The sequence below is a fragment of the Duganella sp. genome (assembly GCF_039595735.1).
GTDB lineage: Bacteria > Pseudomonadota > Gammaproteobacteria > Burkholderiales > Burkholderiaceae_D > Rugamonas.
This window is the reverse complement of sequence record NZ_JBCNLB010000014.1, coordinates 26,364-43,105: the sequence shown is the minus strand read 5'-3', so window position 1 is coordinate 43,105 and position 16,742 is coordinate 26,364. Positions and strand designations below refer to the sequence as shown.

12 protein-coding genes are annotated in these 16,742 nt (G+C 65.0%); 2 read left to right on the top strand and 10 right to left on the bottom strand.

Features of this window, described 5'->3' with window-relative positions; all coding sequences use genetic code 11:
• Positions 1-8 precede the first annotated feature (8 nt).
• The 10 genes from ABDW57_RS20300 to ilvA all read right to left on the bottom strand — a co-directional run bounded on the left by ABDW57_RS20300 (position 9) and on the right by ilvA (position 11,759).
• Positions 9-2,390 carry a methyl-accepting chemotaxis protein gene (locus ABDW57_RS20300; RefSeq protein WP_343731995.1) on the bottom strand — a complete coding sequence of 794 codons (2,382 nt, stop codon included), beginning with the start codon at positions 2,388-2,390 and terminating at the stop codon, positions 9-11.
• Positions 2,387-4,540 carry a chemotaxis protein CheA gene (locus ABDW57_RS20295; protein WP_343731994.1) on the bottom strand — a complete coding sequence of 718 codons (2,154 nt, stop codon included), beginning with the start codon at positions 4,538-4,540 and terminating at the stop codon, positions 2,387-2,389. The genes ABDW57_RS20300 and ABDW57_RS20295 overlap by 4 nt, the downstream gene beginning before the upstream one ends.
• Positions 4,537-4,842 (bottom strand): STAS domain-containing protein, encoded by a 306-nt coding sequence (locus tag ABDW57_RS20290; RefSeq protein WP_343731993.1) that lies wholly within the window; start codon positions 4,840-4,842, stop codon positions 4,537-4,539. Before ABDW57_RS20290 ends, ABDW57_RS20295 begins: the two co-directional genes overlap by 4 nt.
• A gap of 33 nt (positions 4,843-4,875) precedes the next feature.
• Positions 4,876-5,244 (bottom strand): response regulator, encoded by a 369-nt coding sequence (locus ABDW57_RS20285; RefSeq protein WP_343731992.1) that lies wholly within the window; start codon positions 5,242-5,244, stop codon positions 4,876-4,878.
• Between the two features lie 26 nt (positions 5,245-5,270).
• The gene (locus ABDW57_RS20280) at positions 5,271-6,389 is read right to left on the bottom strand and encodes a methyl-accepting chemotaxis protein (RefSeq protein WP_343731991.1); all 1,119 of its coding nucleotides are present in this window, start codon (positions 6,387-6,389) and stop codon (positions 5,271-5,273) included.
• A gap of 135 nt (positions 6,390-6,524) precedes the next feature.
• Positions 6,525-7,388 (bottom strand): RNase adapter RapZ, encoded by an 864-nt coding sequence (rapZ, locus tag ABDW57_RS20275; protein ID WP_343731990.1) that lies wholly within the window; start codon positions 7,386-7,388, stop codon positions 6,525-6,527.
• A 148-nt stretch (positions 7,389-7,536) separates the two neighbouring features.
• On the bottom strand, positions 7,537-8,472 hold the full coding sequence (gene hprK / locus ABDW57_RS20270) for an HPr(Ser) kinase/phosphatase (protein ID WP_008444515.1): 936 nt from the start codon (positions 8,470-8,472) through the stop codon (positions 7,537-7,539).
• Positions 8,473-8,527: 55 nt separating this feature from the next.
• A complete protein-coding gene (locus tag ABDW57_RS20265; RefSeq protein ID WP_343731989.1) occupies positions 8,528-9,010 on the bottom strand; it encodes a PTS sugar transporter subunit IIA in 483 nt (160 codons plus the stop codon).
• A gap of 317 nt (positions 9,011-9,327) precedes the next feature.
• Positions 9,328-10,161 carry an NADPH-dependent 7-cyano-7-deazaguanine reductase QueF gene (gene queF / locus ABDW57_RS20260; protein WP_343731988.1) on the bottom strand — a complete coding sequence of 278 codons (834 nt, stop codon included), beginning with the start codon at positions 10,159-10,161 and terminating at the stop codon, positions 9,328-9,330.
• 62 nt (positions 10,162-10,223) lie between these two features.
• Positions 10,224-11,759 carry a threonine ammonia-lyase, biosynthetic gene (gene ilvA, locus ABDW57_RS20255; RefSeq protein WP_343731987.1) on the bottom strand — a complete coding sequence of 512 codons (1,536 nt, stop codon included), beginning with the start codon at positions 11,757-11,759 and terminating at the stop codon, positions 10,224-10,226.
• Positions 11,760-12,013: 254 nt separating this feature from the next.
• On the opposite strand from ilvA, the gene ABDW57_RS20250 reads away from it, so the two are divergent.
• Both ABDW57_RS20250 and ABDW57_RS20245 read left to right on the top strand, forming a co-directional pair.
• The gene (locus ABDW57_RS20250) at positions 12,014-12,505 is read left to right on the top strand and encodes a YqaA family protein (RefSeq protein ID WP_343731986.1); all 492 of its coding nucleotides are present in this window, start codon (positions 12,014-12,016) and stop codon (positions 12,503-12,505) included.
• A 224-nt stretch (positions 12,506-12,729) separates the two neighbouring features.
• A complete protein-coding gene (locus ABDW57_RS20245; protein WP_343731985.1) occupies positions 12,730-16,740 on the top strand; it encodes an FAD/FMN-binding oxidoreductase in 4,011 nt (1,336 codons plus the stop codon).
• The last annotated feature ends 2 nt before the right edge of the window (positions 16,741-16,742 follow it).

Sequence of the window (16,742 nt, the reverse complement as noted above, 5' to 3'; positions counted from 1 at the left end):
GGGCCGGCTTACGCCGCGATCCGGGGCGGGGAAGCTTGCGCTGCCGGCGACCCGCCGGCCAGGGTGAAGAATTGCATCATCTGCTGCAGCTGCAGTGCCTGCTCGCCCATCTGCGCGGCGGTGGCGGTCAGCTCCTCGGCGGCGCCGGCGTTCTGCTGGGTGGTCTGGTTGAGCTGCTCCATGGCGCCATTGATCTGGCCAATGCCAGACGATTGTTCGCTGCTGGCCGAGGCGATTTCCTGCACCAGGCCGGAGGTCTTGGTAATGGTCGGCACCATGCCGTCCAGCAGCTGGCCGGCGCGTTCGGCCTGCTTGACCGAGCGCGCGGCCAGGTCGCCGATTTCCTGCGCCGCCACCTGTGAGCGTTCGGCCAGCTTGCGCACCTCGGCCGCCACCACCGCAAAGCCTTTGCCGTGCTCGCCGGCGCGGGCGGCCTCGATGGCCGCGTTCAGGGCCAGCAGATTGGTCTGGTAGGCGATGTCGTCAATGATGCCGATCTTTTGCGCGATCGACTGCATGGCGCCGACCGTTTCGCGCACGGCGGCGCCGCCCTCGGTGGCTTCGGCGGCGGCCTGGCTGGCCATGCCGTCGGTGACCTTGGCGTTCTCGGTATTCTGCAGTACGGTGGCCGACATCTGCTCGACCGAGGCCGAGGTTTCCTCCACCGAGGCGGCCTGTTCGGAAGCGCCCTGCGACAGCGCTTGCGCGGTGGCGGAAATCTGTTCCGAGGCCGAGGACAGCGATTCGGCCGCCACGCGCACTTCGCCGATCACCTGCGCCAGCTTGCCGATGGTGTGGTTGACGGTATCCTTGAAGTCCTTGAGCTGGCCATGGTAATTGCCCGCCACGGTGTGAGTCAGATCGCCGTGTTCCATGGCCGCCAGCACCCTGACCGCCTCGTTGACCGGCAGCACGATGCCATCCAGCGTCTGGTTGACGCCGGCCACCAGGCGCTGCCAGCCGCCGGCGAACAGGGTGGCGTCGGCCCGTATGCCCAGCTGGCCGCTGGCGGCGCCCTCGATGATGATGTCGGTTTGCGCCAGCAGCGTGCCCATGGTGGCCACCAGCGCGTTCAGGTTGTCGCGGATCACGCCGTACTGGCCGTGGTAGGTGGTGCTGATCGGCGGCGGGATCACGCCCCTGGCGATCTGTTCGACGTAGCTGGCAGTGAGGTTGAGCGGCGTGACGATGTTGTCCACGGTCTGGTTGATGCCGTCCACCAGCGCGCGCCAGTCGCCGCTGAAGAGCGCGGCGTTGGCGCGCCGTTCAAGCTGGCCCTCGGCAGCGCCCTGGATCAGCACTCGGGTCTGGCTTTGCAGCGCGTTCATGGTGGCGATCAGGTCGTTGAGGTTGTCGCGGATCAGCCGGTACTCGCCCTGGTAGTCGGTAGCGATGGGCGGCGGCATGACGCCGCGCGCGATCTGCTGGACATAGCCGGAGGTCACCAGCATCGGCCCGGCGATATTGCTGACCATGGTGTTGCAGCCCTCGACCAGGCGCCGGAACTCGCCCTGGAACGGCGCGGGATCGGCACGTGCCTCCAGCCGGCCCTGGGCGGCGGCGCGCGTCAGCTGGGCGGTGGCGGCGGTGACGCCGCGCAGGGTGGTCTGCAGGGTGGCCAGCGCGGCCATGATGCTGTGACGGTCGCCGGCGCGCAGGGTGATGCGGGCGTCGAGGTCGCCGGCCGCGAACTGCTGGGCCAGCCGGGCGGCGCGGGCCGGCTCATCGCCCAGCTGGCGGCGCAGATCGGCGGTGATATACCAGCCCAGCGCGGCCACCAGCAGCAGCGTGGCCGCCGTCAGGCCCAGCGAGAGCAGCAGGGCGTGCTGTTTGGCTTCGGCCGCGCGCGCCGCGCCTTGCCGGCCCAGCTCGACGTTGTAGCTGAACTGTTCGCTGATCAGGTCGCCGATCTGGTCGGCGATGCCGGCCAGCGCGGTCAGCGTGGCACGCGCGCCGGCCTTGTCTCCGCCGTCGCGCGAGGCCTGCAGCAGGGCGTCGATCTCGCCGTCGTAGCGCAGCGCCAGTGCCTTGATCTGGTCCAGATAGCGCTGGTCGCGGCTGTCGTTGACGCAGCTGGCGCCCTGGCAGCCGGTGCTGGCATACAGGCGCACGGCGTCAAAGGTGTCGCGCCGCTTGCGCTGCAGCTGGGCCTCGATGCGCGCATAGTCGCGCGGGTCCTGGCTGAGGATGTGCTGGTTGAGATGGAGGCGCACGCGCATCTGGCTGGCGCGCAGGCTGTCCAGGATGGTCAGGCTGGGCGCGGTGTCGCGGTTGCCGAGGTTGGCGTCCTGGTAGACCTGGTCGATCAGGTGGTGCGAGGTGGCCGCCAGCAGCACGATGCCGCCCAGCGCCGACAACACCAGCAACAGCATTTTCCGGGTGATGGTCATGCAGCCTCCGTGGTTTGCTGGCGGATCAGTTGGCCGACCAGCTCGGGTACATTGAGGATCAGCGCCACCGCGCCGTTGCCGAGAATGGTGAAGCCGCCGATGCCGCGCAGCTGGCTGAAGACTTTACCGAGCGGCTTGATGACGGTCTGGAATTCGCCCAGCAGATGGTCCACCACCAGGCCGACGCGGCGCCCGCCGTAGCGGATCACCACCACGTTTTCGCGCCGCAGCGGGGCCGGCGCGGCTCCAAACAGCTGGCGCAGCCGCACGAACGGCAGCACTTCGCCGCGCAGGTTGATGTAGTGGTTGTCGTTGGCCTCGGCCGCCTGCTCGGCGCTCAGTTCGATGCACTCGACCACCAGGGCCAGCGGCACCACATAGGTGGCCTGGCCGACGCCGATCAGGAAGCCATCAATGATGGCCAGCGTCAGCGGCAGGCGGATGCTGACAGTGGTGCCGCGGCCTTCGCTGCTGGTCAGCTCGACGCTGCCGCGCAGCGCCGCGATGTTGCGCTTGACCACGTCCATGCCGACCCCGCGCCCGGACAGGTTGCTGACCGTGTCCGCGGTGGAGAAGCCCGGTTCGAAGATGAGGTTGTAGATGTCGCGTTCGGCCAGCTGGGCGCCGGGCTCGATCAGGCCGCGCTCGGCCGCCTTGGCCAGGATGCGCTGCTGGTTCAGGCCGCCGCCATCGTCGGCCACCTCGATCACAATCGTGCCGGCATCGTGGTAGGCATTCAGGCGCACGGTGCCATGGTCCGGCTTGCCGGCGGCACGGCGCGCGGCGGCCGGCTCAATGCCGTGATCCATGGCGTTGCGCACCAGGTGGGTGAGCGGGTCGGCGATCTTTTCCACCACCGTCTTGTCGAGTTCGGTATCGGCGCCGCTGATGGCCAGCCGGATATCCTTGCCCAGCTCGGCCGAGACATCGCGCACCACGCGCTGAAAGCGGTTGAAGGTGGCGCCCACCGGCACCATGCGCAGGGTCAGCGCCGAGTCGCGCACCTGCTCGACCAGGCGCGTGACCTTGGTGGCCGATTCCAGCAGGGCCGGCGCGGCGGCCTGCTGGGCGGCCAGGCCGGCGCTGGCGCTGGCGATGATCAGTTCGCCCACCAGGTCGATCAGCTGGTCCAGCTTGGCGGCGTCAACGCGGATCAGGTTGGCTTCGGGGCCGCGTGCGGCGCGGGCTGGCGAGGCTGCGGCCTGCTCGCCGGCAGCGCTCGACACGGCAGGCTTGGCGGCCTCGCCGGCGTGATTGGCAATATGTGCGGTATGGGCACCATCGGCATCCTCGGCGTCGGGCGCCATGGCCGCCTCCAGCGCGGCCGGCGTCAGGCTGCCGCACAGAACCAGCAACTGGTCGATGCAGCTATGCTCCTGTGCCGCGCGCAGTTCGATCAGGCGGCGGAAGTCGGCGCCGCTGCTCCCCGGCGGCAGCAGGCAGATGCTGCTGTCCTCGCGCACGAACTCGAAGGCGCCATCGATGGCGGCGTGGCCGGCGCTGCTGAGGAAGCCGATTTCGTAGCCGAAGTAACTGCATTCCGGGTCCAGCGCGGGCAGGGGCGGCAGGGCGCCGGTGACGGCGGCGCAGTGGACGATCTGGCCCAGCGTGCGCAGATAGTGCAGGAAGGAGAGCGGGTCCATGCCGTAACGCAGCACGTCGGCGTTGAAGCGCAGCGACAGATGCCAGTGGCCGCTGCTGGCGCTGGCGGGCGTGGTGCCCGGCATGGCGGCCTCATCGACCGCGCCTGCCGGCAGTGCATCGACGCCCAGATAGCTTTGCAGCTCCGCGCCGAGCGCGCCGCCGGCGGCGGCGCAGGCAGCGTCCGGTTCTTTGCCGGTGGCGGCCAGCGCCACCAGCGCCGTCAGATAGTCGCTGACCGACAGCAGCAGCGTGGCCAGCGCCGGCGTGATGGCCAGGCGGCCGGCGCGCACCTGGTCCAGCACACTTTCTGCCACATGGCTGCAGGCCACGATGTGCTGCAGGCCGAACAGGCCGGCCGAGCCCTTGAGGGTGTGGACCGCGCGGAACAGCGCATTAACGGCGTCGGCATCGGCGCCGTCCTGCTCGATATGCAGCAGGCCCGCTTCCATTTGTTCCAGCAGCTCGCCGGCCTCGGCGATAAAGGTCGGCAAAGCCTCGTGCATCATGCCAGCTCCTGCAGCCCGTCGGCGTCGAGTTCAGCGCTCAGGCCGCAGATGGCCAGCACCTCGCGCAATTGGGCGCTGTGGTTGATCAGGCGTAGTTGGTTGCCGAGCGCGCGCGCATGGCGTTTGGCGCCCACCAGCAGCTGCATGCCGGCGCTGTCGATGCTGGTGACCTGCGCCAGGTCCAGCACCACCAGGGGGCCGGCGTGGACCGCGTCCAGCAGCCAGCGCTGGTCCCGCGCGGCGGTGAATATCGTCATCTCGCCGGCGGGCGCGGGATGGATGATGGCGGCAGTATCGGACAAGGGCTGGCTCATGGCGGGCGTGGCGTGATGTGGTTAGGGCAGGATCAGCTTGGAGACCGCGCTGAGCACGGTCTCCGGCTGGAACGGTTTGACGATCCAGGCGCGCGCGCCGGCCGCCTGGCCGGCGGCCTTGCGGGCGTCGCCGGCTTCGGTGGTCAGCATGACGATGGGCGTGAACTTGTAGGCCGGCAGCTGCTTGGCGGCCTTGACGAAGGCGATGCCATCCAGCTTGGGCATGTTGACGTCGCTGATGATCAGGTGGTACTTGCGGCCATCCAGCTTGCTCAGGGCGTCGTCGCCGTCGCAGGCCTCGACCACGGTATGGCCGGCGCCGCGCAGGGTGATGCCCAGCACCTGGCGCAGGGAGGCGGAGTCATCGACGATCAATATGGTTTTGGACACGAGTAAATCCTTGGCGGGTTGGCGGGTTAAAAGAAGGTGACGGCCTCGGCCTGTTGCGGCGCACGCCCCAACTGCGGATGGTGCTGTTCCGGCGCGGTGTAGCTGGCGGCCAGCTCGGCCAGCCAGGTTTGCGGATCGGGCGGCGGCGCGGTGTGGTCGTCCAGGCGCACGGCCAGCTTGTGCATGTCGGCCCGTACCTGGCCCAGGATCTGGCTGATCCGGTCCTGGAACTGCAGCGAGACCAGCACCTGCTCCAGCTCGTGGCCGACCGCGCTGCTGTGCTCGCGCATATCGTGTGCGGTCGCGGCCAGGGTGGCCGTGGCGCCGCGGAAATCGCTGACCACCCGTTCGATGATGGCGGCCGCGTTGAGCAGCGCCTGCTGATCCTGGCGCGCGTATTGCTGCGACGCTTCCAGGGTGCCGTTCAAGGCCCGGTTGACGGTGTCGATGGTGTCGGCAATCTGCTTGCCGGCGGCGCCCGACAGCAGCGACAGCTCGCGCACCTCGCGCGCCACGACCGCGAAGCCGCGCCCGGCCTCGCCGGCGCGGGCCGCTTCGATGGCGGCGTTGAGCGCCACCAGATTGGTCTTGCGCGCCACTTCGGCCACGCTGGCCGCCAGTCCGCGCAATTCGCTGGTGAAGCGCGCCAGGCCGCCAACCTGTTCCAGCAGCGCGCTCTTGGCGGCCAGGGCGTCGCGCAGCGCATTGGTGATGGAGTCGAGCTCTTCGTGGCTGCGGTTGAGCAGGTCGAGCAGGACGCCATCGTCGCCGGCGTGGCTGGCGGCCACCGCGACGCCAACCCGGCGATGGATTTCAACGAAGCGCTGGGCCAGCGCGGTGATGGCTTGTTCGGTCTGCTCGCTGGCCAGCTGGACCTGGTCCGACCACACCGGCAGCACGCTGCTGCACAAGGCATCCAGCCCTGGGGCGGCGGTGTCGGCCAGAGGCTGGGTGGCCGTGGCCAGCCGGCGCCAGGCCAGCGCATAGCCGCCTGCGGCCGCCAGCACCAGACCGGTCAGGCGCAGTGCCAGCGGCATGCCGGCCGGCAGCACGGCCGCGGCGGCCAGCGGCAGCGCCAGCAGCGCCAGCACGCGGGGTGCGCGGCGCAGCCAAGCGCGGCTGGGTGCGTCGAAATTTCGGTCCATCTGGGGCGTCTCGAAAAAGGAAAGCGGGAGACGATGATGGCGGAAGGGCTGGGGTCTTGCCTATAAGATATAACTTAATTTTCCGTAAGGAAAATAGATATTCTCGTAGGGAAATCCTGATCGGGTAGTAGGGGGTCAGGATTGCTCGCGGTGGCGCAGCACCACGCGTTCGGTGGCATGGAAGTGGGCGGCCAGCTTTTCCGCCATGTAGACCGAGCGGTGCTGGCCGCCGGTGCAGCCCAGCGCCACCGTCAGGTAGCTGCGGTTGTCGCTTTTGAAGGCGGGCAGCCATTTTTCCACGAAGGCGCGGATGTCGTTCAGCATTTCACCGGCGCTGGGCTGGGCGTCGAGGAATTCGATCACCGGCGCGTCGCGTCCGGTCAGCGGACGCAGGCTGAGGTCGTAATAGGGGTTGGGCAACGCGCGCACGTCGAACACGAAGTCGGCGTCCATCGGCACGCCCAGCTTGAAGGCAAACGATTCAAAGAACAAGGTCAGCGGCGAATGCGCGGTCACCACCAGGTCCTTGACCCAGCCGCGCAGCTTGTTGGCGCTGAGTTCGGAGGTGTCGATCACGTGGCCCAGCTTTTCAATCGCCGACAGCCGCTCGCGTTCCTCCATGATGCATTCGATCAGGGTGCGGCGCGCGGCCGGATTCTGGCCCGGGCGCAGTTCGTGCGACAGCGGGTGGCTGCGGCGGGTTTCCGAAAAACGCGCCACCAGCGAGTGGGTGTTCGCGGTCAGGAACATCACCTTGACGTCGTGGCCCTCGGCGCGCAGGCGGTGCACATCGGCCGGCAGCGAGGCCAGCGATTCGGCGCTGCGCGCATCGACCGCCACGGCCAGCGCCTGCAGGCCTTCGTCCGTCAGGGTCTGGACCAGGCTGGAAAGCAGGGCGGGCGGCAGGTTGTCGACGCAGTAGTGTCCCGTGTCTTCCAGGACGTTGAGTGCGACGGATTTGCCGGAACCGGAGATGCCAGTGATAAGTACGATGCGCATAGCCGCGATGATACCATCGACTGCTTAGTCGCCGCTCATCGCCTGTCGTTGGTGGAGCAGGGAATTCGTGCAGCGCAGCTGCGCGCCTGCGGAACGGCCGCGCCTTGCAAGGCGCGGCTCCTAGGCAACATTAAGGTCATGGGCGGGGCTAGTCCCCGCTCATGGCCTGTCGTTGCCGCTCCATGAATTCTTGCAGGGTGTCGATGCCGCGCAGTTGCAGGATGGTGTTGCGTACGGCCGCTTCCAGCAGCACCGCGATGTTGCGGCCGGCCGCCACCGGGATCACCACTTTGCGGATCGGCAGGCCCAGCACGTCCTCGGTCGGGAACTGGAACGGCAGGCGCTCCACTTCCTCGTCGGCGGCGCCACGGCGCACCAGGTGCACGATCAGCTTCAGGCGCATCTTGCGGCGCACCGCCGTCTCGCCAAAGATGGCCTTGATGTCCAGCAGTCCCAGCCCGCGTACTTCCAGCAGATTCTGCAGCAGCGCCGGACAGCGGCCTTCAATCATATTCGGCGCAATGCGTGAAAACTCCACCGCATCATCCGCCACCAGGCCGTGCGAACGCGAAATCAATTCCAGGCCCAGCTCGCTCTTGCCGAGGCCGGAATCGCCGGTGATCAGCACGCCCACGCCCAGCACGTCCATGAACACGCCATGCATGATGATGCGCTGCGCCAGCTTCTTGGACAAATACACGCGCAGGAAGTCAATCACCTGTGCCGCCGGCAACGGGGTGGAGAACAGCGGAATATTTTTCTCGTCGCAGATGGCCAGAATGTCGGGCGGCGTCTCCAGCCCCTGGGCGATGATCAGCGCAGGCGGGCCGCCGGCGATCAGCTCGCCAATCACATGGGCGCGCGTCAGCGACTTGAGGCGCTGGTAATAGTTGATTTCCTGATGCCCGAATACCTGGATACGGCCCGGGTGGATGGTGTTCAGGTGGCCGACCTGGTCGGCGGCTGAGGCCACGTCGCCGGAAATCAGGCGCTCGCCGCCGGGGAAGCCGGCGAACCAGCCAAGCTGCAAACTTTCGCGATTGTCGTCGTAAAGCCTTTGTATCGTCAGCGGAGTTTGCAGCATGGGGCATGTCACCAGGTTAGTTGAACTAACCCTAGTTTAACCCCATCGTTGCCGCTCAGCCAGCAGCTTGCAGGCTGGGTTGCCAGTTGATGATGCGGCTGTACACCGCTTGCGGATCGGTTTCCGTGCTCAGCGCGGTGCGGAAGGCGTCGTCGGAGAACATTTCGGCGATTTCAGACAGGATCTCCAGGTGCTGCTGGGTCACGTGATCCGGAATCAACAGGAAGAACAGCAGATTGACCGGCTTGCCGTCCGGCGATTCAAACGGAATCGGCTCGGCCAGGCGCACAAACGCCGCCAGCGGCGATTTCAGGCTCTTCATGCCCTTGATGCGGCCGTGCGGCACGGCGACGCCATGGCCCAGGCCGGTCGAACCGAGGCGCTCGCGCGCGAACAGATTGTCCGAGACGGTGGAGCGGGCGATGCCGCAATTGTTTTCAAAGATCAGGCCGGCTTGCTCGAAAGCGCGCTTTTTGCTGGAGACTTCCAGATCCAGCTGCACATTTTCCAGAGAGAGTATTTTGCTAAGGTTGTTCATAATACGACGTCAAATGTTGCAACGCACAAGGGTGGCATGCGAGCAGAATTATAGGCTTGTTTCTCTGCCGTGTAACATGAAATCGCTCTGCCACCGTTGTATTGGCGTTGGACGGTGCGCCGCTAAAAATGCACTTCGGAAAGGAATCGCTATTTCCGCACCGTATTCGTCGAAAACACCGGTATTTGCTTGGGAACCGGGCCGTTTTGCCGTTTTTTTACGCGTTTTTCGGCCGCGAGGGCCGTAGCGCGTGAACTGCACGCTGATCGCCCATCATACGCCGGTTTGTTGCGGTTTGATTGAAAAAATTATTACGTTTATTGACGCGCGCCACGCAGGTTGGGCGGCTTCTGTGCCGTGCTGAAATTGCTGCGCCATGGATTGATGTCCAGCCCGCCGCGCCGGGTGTAGCGCGCGTACACGGCCAGCTGCTGCGGCTGGCACTGGCGCAGGATGTCGACAAAGATGCGCTCCACGCACTGCTCGTGGAATTCATTGTGCTCGCGGAAACCTATCAGGTATTTGAGCAGGCTTTCCTGGTCGATCTGCGGGCCGCTGTAATGGATTTGCACGCTGGCCCAGTCCGGCTGGCCGGTGACCAGGCAGTTCGACTTCAGCAGGTGCGAGACCAGTTTTTCTTCCACCGGCTCTTCGTCATGCGCGGCTTGCAGGAGCTCTGGCGACGGGCTGTAGTTGTCGACTTCAATGTCCAGGCGGTCCAGCAGCAGGCCGTCCAGTTCGCCCATCTCCACCATGCCGAATTCCTCGGGCTGGGTCAGGATGATGTGGACATTGCCGCCGGCGGCGGCCGACAGGTCTTGCTGCAGCAGCTGCTTGAGCGCGGTCACGCTGTCCAGCCTGGTCTGGTTGAAGGAGTTCAGGTACAGCTTGAACGACTTCGATTCAATGATGTTGGGCGTATCGGCCGGGAAGGTGATGCGGGCGATCGCCACCTGCGGCTTGCCGCGCTGGTTGAGCCAGGAGATTTCGTAGGCGTTCCAGATATCGACGCCAAAGAACGGCAGGGTGCCGGACAAGCCCAGCTCGTCGCGCTTGCCCTGGCGCGGGATCGGGAACAGCAGTTCCGGCGCGTAATCGGTGCGGTAGGCGGAGGTTTTCCCGAGCGGGGACTGGTCGGCGGTGTTGGTCATGGCGGTATCGGTATTTCAGAGATGGACGGCATGGTAACGCAAACCATGCCGTCCTGCCTGGTTTAGCCCAGGAACAGTTTGTAGACGGGATTCTGGCTCTCATCCCAGTAGCGGTAGCCGAGCGTGGCGAGGAATTGCGCGAAGTCGCTCATTTCCTCCGGCGGCACCTGCAGGCCGATGACGATGCGGCCGACGTCGCCGCCCTGGCTGCGGTAGTGGCACAGCGAGATATTCCAGTTCGGCGCCATCGAATCGAGGAAGCGCATCAGCGCGCCCGGGCGCTCGGGGAATTCGAAGCGGTACAGCAGCTCGTTGTCGGCCAGCGCGCTCTTGCCGCCCACCAGATGGCGCAAGTGGGTCTTGGCCAGCTCGTCGTGGGTCAGGTCCAGCGCCTTGAAGCCATGCTCCTCGAAGCGGCGCGCCAGCGTGGTGGATTCGCCGCGGTCGGCGATCTGCACGCCGCAGAACACGTGGGCGTCATCCTTGTCCGAGATGCGGTAGGTGAACTCGGTAACGTTGCGCGCGCCGACCAGCTTGCACAGGCGCTTGAAGCTGCCGCGCTGCTCGGGCAGGGTGACGGCAAACAGCGCCTCGCGCGCTTCGCCCAGCTCGGCGCGCTCGGCCACAAAGCGCAGGCGGTCGAAGTTCATATTGGCGCCGCAGGCGATGGTGATCAGGGTTTCATGCTTGATCGGGTCCTTGGTCAGGGCGGCCCGCTCGATATACGCCTTGGCGCCGGCCACGGCCAGCGCGCCGGCCGGTTCCAGGATGCTGCGGGTGTCGGTGAACACATCCTTGATGGCGGCGCTGATGGCGTCGGTGTCGACAATGATGATGTCATCGACATATTGCTGCGTCAGGCGGAAGGTTTCCTCGCCCACCAGGCGCACCGCGGTGCCGTCCGAGAACAGGCCGACATCGGTCAGCGTCACGCGTTCGCCGGCCTTGATGCTGCGCGCCATGGCGTCCGAATCCAGGGTTTGCACGCCGATGATCTTGATGTCGGGACGGATGGCCTTGACGTAGGCGGCCACGCCGGAAATCAGGCCGCCGCCGCCGATGGCAACAAAGATGGCGTGGATCGGGCCGGAATGCTGGCGCAGGATTTCCATGCCGATGGTGCCCTGGCCGGCGATCACGTCGGGGTCGTCAAACGGGTGCACAAAGGTCAGCGCCTGTTCCTTTTCCAGGGTCAGCGCGTGGTTGTAGGCGTCGGTATAGGATTCGCCGTGCAGCACCACCTCGACGTCGCCGCCGCCGCGCGCCTTGACGGCGTCGATCTTCACCTGCGGCGTGGTGGTGGGCATGACAATCAGCGCCCGGCAGCCGAGCTTGGCGGCGGACAGGGCCACGCCCTGGGCGTGGTTGCCGGCCGAGGCGCAAATCACGCCGCGCTTGCGTTGCGCGTCGCTCAAATGGGCCATCTTGTTATAGGCGCCGCGAATCTTGAAGCTGAACACGCTCTGCATGTCCTCGCGCTTGAAATAAATCCGGTTCTCGTAGCGCTGCGACAGGGTCGGCGCCAGTTCCAGCGGGGTTTCATCAGCCACGTCATAGACGCGGGCGGTCAGTACTTTCTTCAGATAGTCGGTAGTCATGGTCTGCAAACAGAATATTGTTAGCTCCGGGGTCAGGTCCGCCATTTCTACACGGTCTCTGCCGTAGCGTTCGCTACGGCAGAGACCGTGTAGAAATGGCGGACCTGACCCCGGAGGTGGGCGATGCTAACTATCCGGCGGGTGACCGGGGGGAGCAGGGGCGCTGATTCTGGCGGGTGGGCTGGAATCGGACTGTTCAATCGTGCGGTGTGCGACTCATTATAATGGCACCTTTCCTATCCGCCCACCAAACCATGATCGAATCTGCAATTACCTGGCTGCTGCACCTGATCGCCGCACCCAAGGTAGGCCTGACTTCGGTCTTCATCATCAGCCTGGTGTCGGCCACGCTGGTGCCGCTCGGCTCGGAACCGGCGGTGTTTGCCGTCATCAAGGCCAATCCAGCACTGTTCTGGAGCGCGATCTTTGTCGCCACCGTCGGCAATACGCTGGGCGGCGCCATCGATTACTACATCGGTTGGCAAGCCAAGCAAAGTTTTGCCAAGGAACGTAAAAGCCGCTGGTTCCACTGGCTGGAACGCTATGGCGCCAAGACCATGCTGCTGGCCTGGCTGCCCGGCATCGGCGATCCGCTGTGTACCCTGGGCGGCTGGCTGCGGCTGCCATTCTGGCCCAGTATTGCCTATATGGCGGTCGGCAAGTTCCTGCGCTACCTCACCATGACCTCGCTGCTGTTGTACGTGCCGGACGGCGTGTGGCACCGGATCGGGCAAATGATGGGCTAATTTGGTGCAAGTTATCATATTGCCGCATAAGCTTATGCATAAATTTCATTCAGTTTGCGGCAGTAGATTGGCATATTCTTGCGCGATCCCCGCATAAATTTCGAATTTTTGCCGGATTTTGTGCGGGGCCAGAGCCCCTCGGCGGTCTAAGGCTGTTCCCGCGTGGTGCGTCGCAATAGGCTAGAATGACCCTCCCGGGTTCTGTCTACAGTCCAAATCGCATAATGAACGCCCCAGCACAAATCCAAGCTTTACTGGCGGAAACGCCCCACGGTCCGGAGGCCACGCGCCTGCGGGAAATTCCTTACAACTACACGTCGTTTTCCGATCGCGAGATCGTGATCCGGCTGCTGGGCGAGGAATCGTGGTCATTGCTGGACGCCCTGCGCGGCGCGCGCCAGACCGGCCGCTCGGCGCGCATGCTGTACGAGGTGCTGGGCGATATCTGGGCGGTGCGCCGCAATCCGTATCTGCAGGATGACCTGCTGGATAACCCGAAGCGCCGCCAGGAACTGATCAATGCGCTGCATCACCGCCTGGCCGAGGTGGACAAGCGCCGCCTGAATGTGGACGAGGCCGAGAAGGATGAGGCAGCCCGCCAGCGCAGCGCCAACGTGGCCAAGCTGCTGCAGGCGGCCGGCAAGGCGGTGGCCGACTTCGGTGAGGAATTCAAGCAGGTTTACGACCTGCGCAAGCGCACTTACAAGGTGCTGGGCCGCTACACCGACAAGCACAATATCTGCTTTGACGGCATGAAGCGCATCACCCACGTGACCGACGCCACCGACTGGCGCGTCGAGTATCCGTTCGTGGTGCTGACCCCGGACAGCGAAGAGGAAATGGCCGGCCTGGTCAAAGGCTGTATCGAGCTTGGCCTGACCATCATCCCGCGCGGCGGCGGCACCGGCTACACCGGCGGCGCCATTCCGCTGACGCCGATGTCGGCCGTCATCAACACCGAAAAGCTGCTCAACATGGGCGCGGTGGAGATGAAAGTGCTGCCGGGCCTGGACAAGGAATACGCCACCATCTACACCGGCGCCGGCGTCATCACCAATAAGGTGTCGGAAGCCGCGGAAAAAGCCGGCTTCGTGTTCGCGGTCGACCCGACCTCGGCCCATGCGTCCTGCATCGGCGGCAATATCGCCATGAACGCGGGCGGCAAGAAGGCCGTGCTGTGGGGCACGGCGCTCGACAACCTGGCTTCGTGGCGCATGGTCGACCCCCAGGGCGACTGGCTGGAAGTCACCCGCCTCGACCACAATCTGTCGAAGATCCATGACACGCCGCTGGCCCGCTTCAAGCTGGAATGGACCCATCCGACCGCCAAGGGCGAAGCCAAGGGCGCGCCGTTCAAGACCGAGATCCTGGAAATCGCCGGCCGCGTGTTCCGCAAGGAAGGCCTGGGCAAGGACGTGACCGACAAATTCCTGGCCGGCCTGCCGGGCATCCAGAAAGAGGGCACCGACGGCCTGATCACCTCGGCGCGCTGGATTCTGCACAAGATGCCGAAGTTTACCCGCACCGTCTGCCTGGAATTCTTCGGCCAGGCGCGCGATGCAATTCCCTCGATCGTGGAAATCAAGGATTACCTGGACGGCCTGCCGGCCAAGGGCGCCGAGTTCGCGACCCTGCGCCTGGCCGGTCTGGAGCACCTGGACGAGCGCTACCTGCGCGCGGTCGGCTACGCCACCAAATCGAAACGCGGCGTGCTGCCGAAGATGGCGCTGTTTGGCGACATCGTCGGCGACGATGAAAACGCCGTGGCGCAAGCCGCCTCGGAAGTGGTGCGCCTGGCGAACACCCGCGTGGGCGAAGGCTTTATCGCCGTCAGCCCGGAGACGCGCAAGAAGTTCTGGCTGGACCGTGCCCGTACCGCCGCCATCGCCAAGCACACCAACGCCTTCAAGATCAATGAAGACGTGGTGATTCCGCTCAACCGCATGGGCGAGTACACCGACGGCATCGAGCGCATCAACATCGAGCTGTCGATCAGGAACAAGTTACAGCTGGTGGAAGAACTGCAGGACTTCTTCGCCGCCGGCAATCTGCCGATCGGCAAGAGCGACGACGCCGACGACAGCGTCGGCGACGCCGAAATGCTGGGCGATCGCGCCCAGCAGGCGCAAGCGCTGCTGTCGCAAGTACACGGTCGCTGGAACTATCTGCTGGCCGAGCTGGACAAGCCGCTGGCCGCCGTCACCAGCGACCTGGCCGCGCATGGCCTCGACCGCCTGCTGCCGGTATTTGGCGAGCGCCTGAAAACCCAGCCGGACGCCACCCTGTTTGACGTGGTGCAGGACCGCACCATCCGCGTGACGTGGAAGCAGGAAATCCGCGCCCAGCTGCGCCAGATCTTCAACGGCGCCGCCTACAAGCTGATCCTGGACGAATGCACCGCGATCCACAAGCGCGTGCTGCGCGGCCGCGTGTTCGTGGCGCTGCACATGCACGCCGGCGACGGCAATGTGCACACCAACCTGCCGGTCAACTCGGATCACTACGAGATGCTGCAGCTGGCGCACCAGGCCGTGGCGCGCATCATGACGCTGGCCCGTTCGCTGAACGGTGTGATTTCGGGCGAGCACGGCATCGGCATCACCAAGCTGGAATTCCTGCAGGAAGACGAGATTGGCCCGTTCCGCGATTACAAGATGCGGGTCGATCCGGAAGGCCGCTTCAACAAGGGCAAACTGCTCAACACGCCGGGCATGGAAGCCGACCTGCGCAACGCCTACACGCCATCGTTTGGTCTGATGGGCCACGAATCGCTGATCATGCAGCAGAGCGATATCGGCGCGATTGCCAACAGCGTCAAGGACTGCCTGCGCTGCGGCAAGTGCAAACCGGTGTGCTCGACCCACGTGCCGCGCGCCAACCTGCTGTACTCGCCACGCGACAAGATACTGGCGACCTCGTCGCTGATCGAAGCCTTCCTGTACGAAGAGCAGACCCGTCGCGGCATCTCGATCAAGCACTGGGAAGAATTTGAGGACGTGGCTGATCACTGCACGGTCTGCCACAAGTGCGTCACGCCCTGTCCGGTCAACATCGACTTCGGTGACGTGTCGATGAACATGCGCAATCTGTTGCGCAAGATGGACAAGAAAACCTTCAATCCGGGCAAGGCGGCGGCCATGTTCTACCTGAACGCCACCGATCCGGCCACCATCAACGCCACCCGCGCGGCGATGGTCGGTCTGGGCTACAAGGCGCAGCGCCTGGGCAACGACATCCTGAAGAAATTCGCCAGGAAGCAGACCAAGGCGCCGCCGCCAACCGTGGGCAAGCCGCCGGTGCGCGAGCAGGTGATTCACTTCATCAACAAGAAGATGCCGGGCAACCTGCCGAAGAAGACCGCGCGCGCGCTGCTGGATATCGAGGACGACAAGGTCATTCCTATCATCCGCAACCCGAAGACCACCAATGCCGACACGGAAGCGGTGTTCTACTTCCCGGGCTGCGGTTCGGAGCGCCTGTTCTCGCAGGTCGGCCTGGCGACCCAGGCCATGCTGTGGGAAGTCGGCGTGCAGACCGTGCTGCCGCCGGGCTATCTGTGCTGCGGTTATCCGCAACGCGGCTCGGGCCAGTACGACAAGGCCGACAAGATGATGACGGACAACCGCGTGCTGTTCCACCGCATGGCCAACACGCTCAACTATCTGGACATCAAGACCGTGCTGGTGTCGTGCGGTACCTGCTATGACCAGCTGGCGACGTATGAGTTCGAAAAGATCTTCCCGGGCTGCCGCATCATGGACATCCACGAGTACCTGATGGAGAAGGGCGTCAAGCTGGAGGGCGTCACCGGTACGCGTTATATGTACCACGAGCCTTGCCACACGCCGATGAAATTGCAGGAAGCGACCAAGACCGTCAACTCGCTGATCACCACGCATGACAACGTCAAGATCGAGAAGAATGACCGCTGCTGCGGCGATTCGGGCACGCTGATGGTGGCGCGTCCGGACATCTCGACGCAGGTGCGCTTCCGCAAGGAAGAGGAAGTGGTCAAGGGCGCCAACAAGCTGCGCGCCGACGGCTTCGATGGCGAGGTGAAAATCCTGACCAGCTGCCCGGCCTGCCTGGGCGGCGTCTCGCGCTACAGCGAGGATGCCGGCACCACCGCCGATTACATCGTGGTGGAGATCGCCAAGCACCTGCTGGGCGAGAACTGGATGCCGGATTACGTCAAGCGCGCCAATGATGGCGGCATTGAACGGGTGCTGGTGTAAGC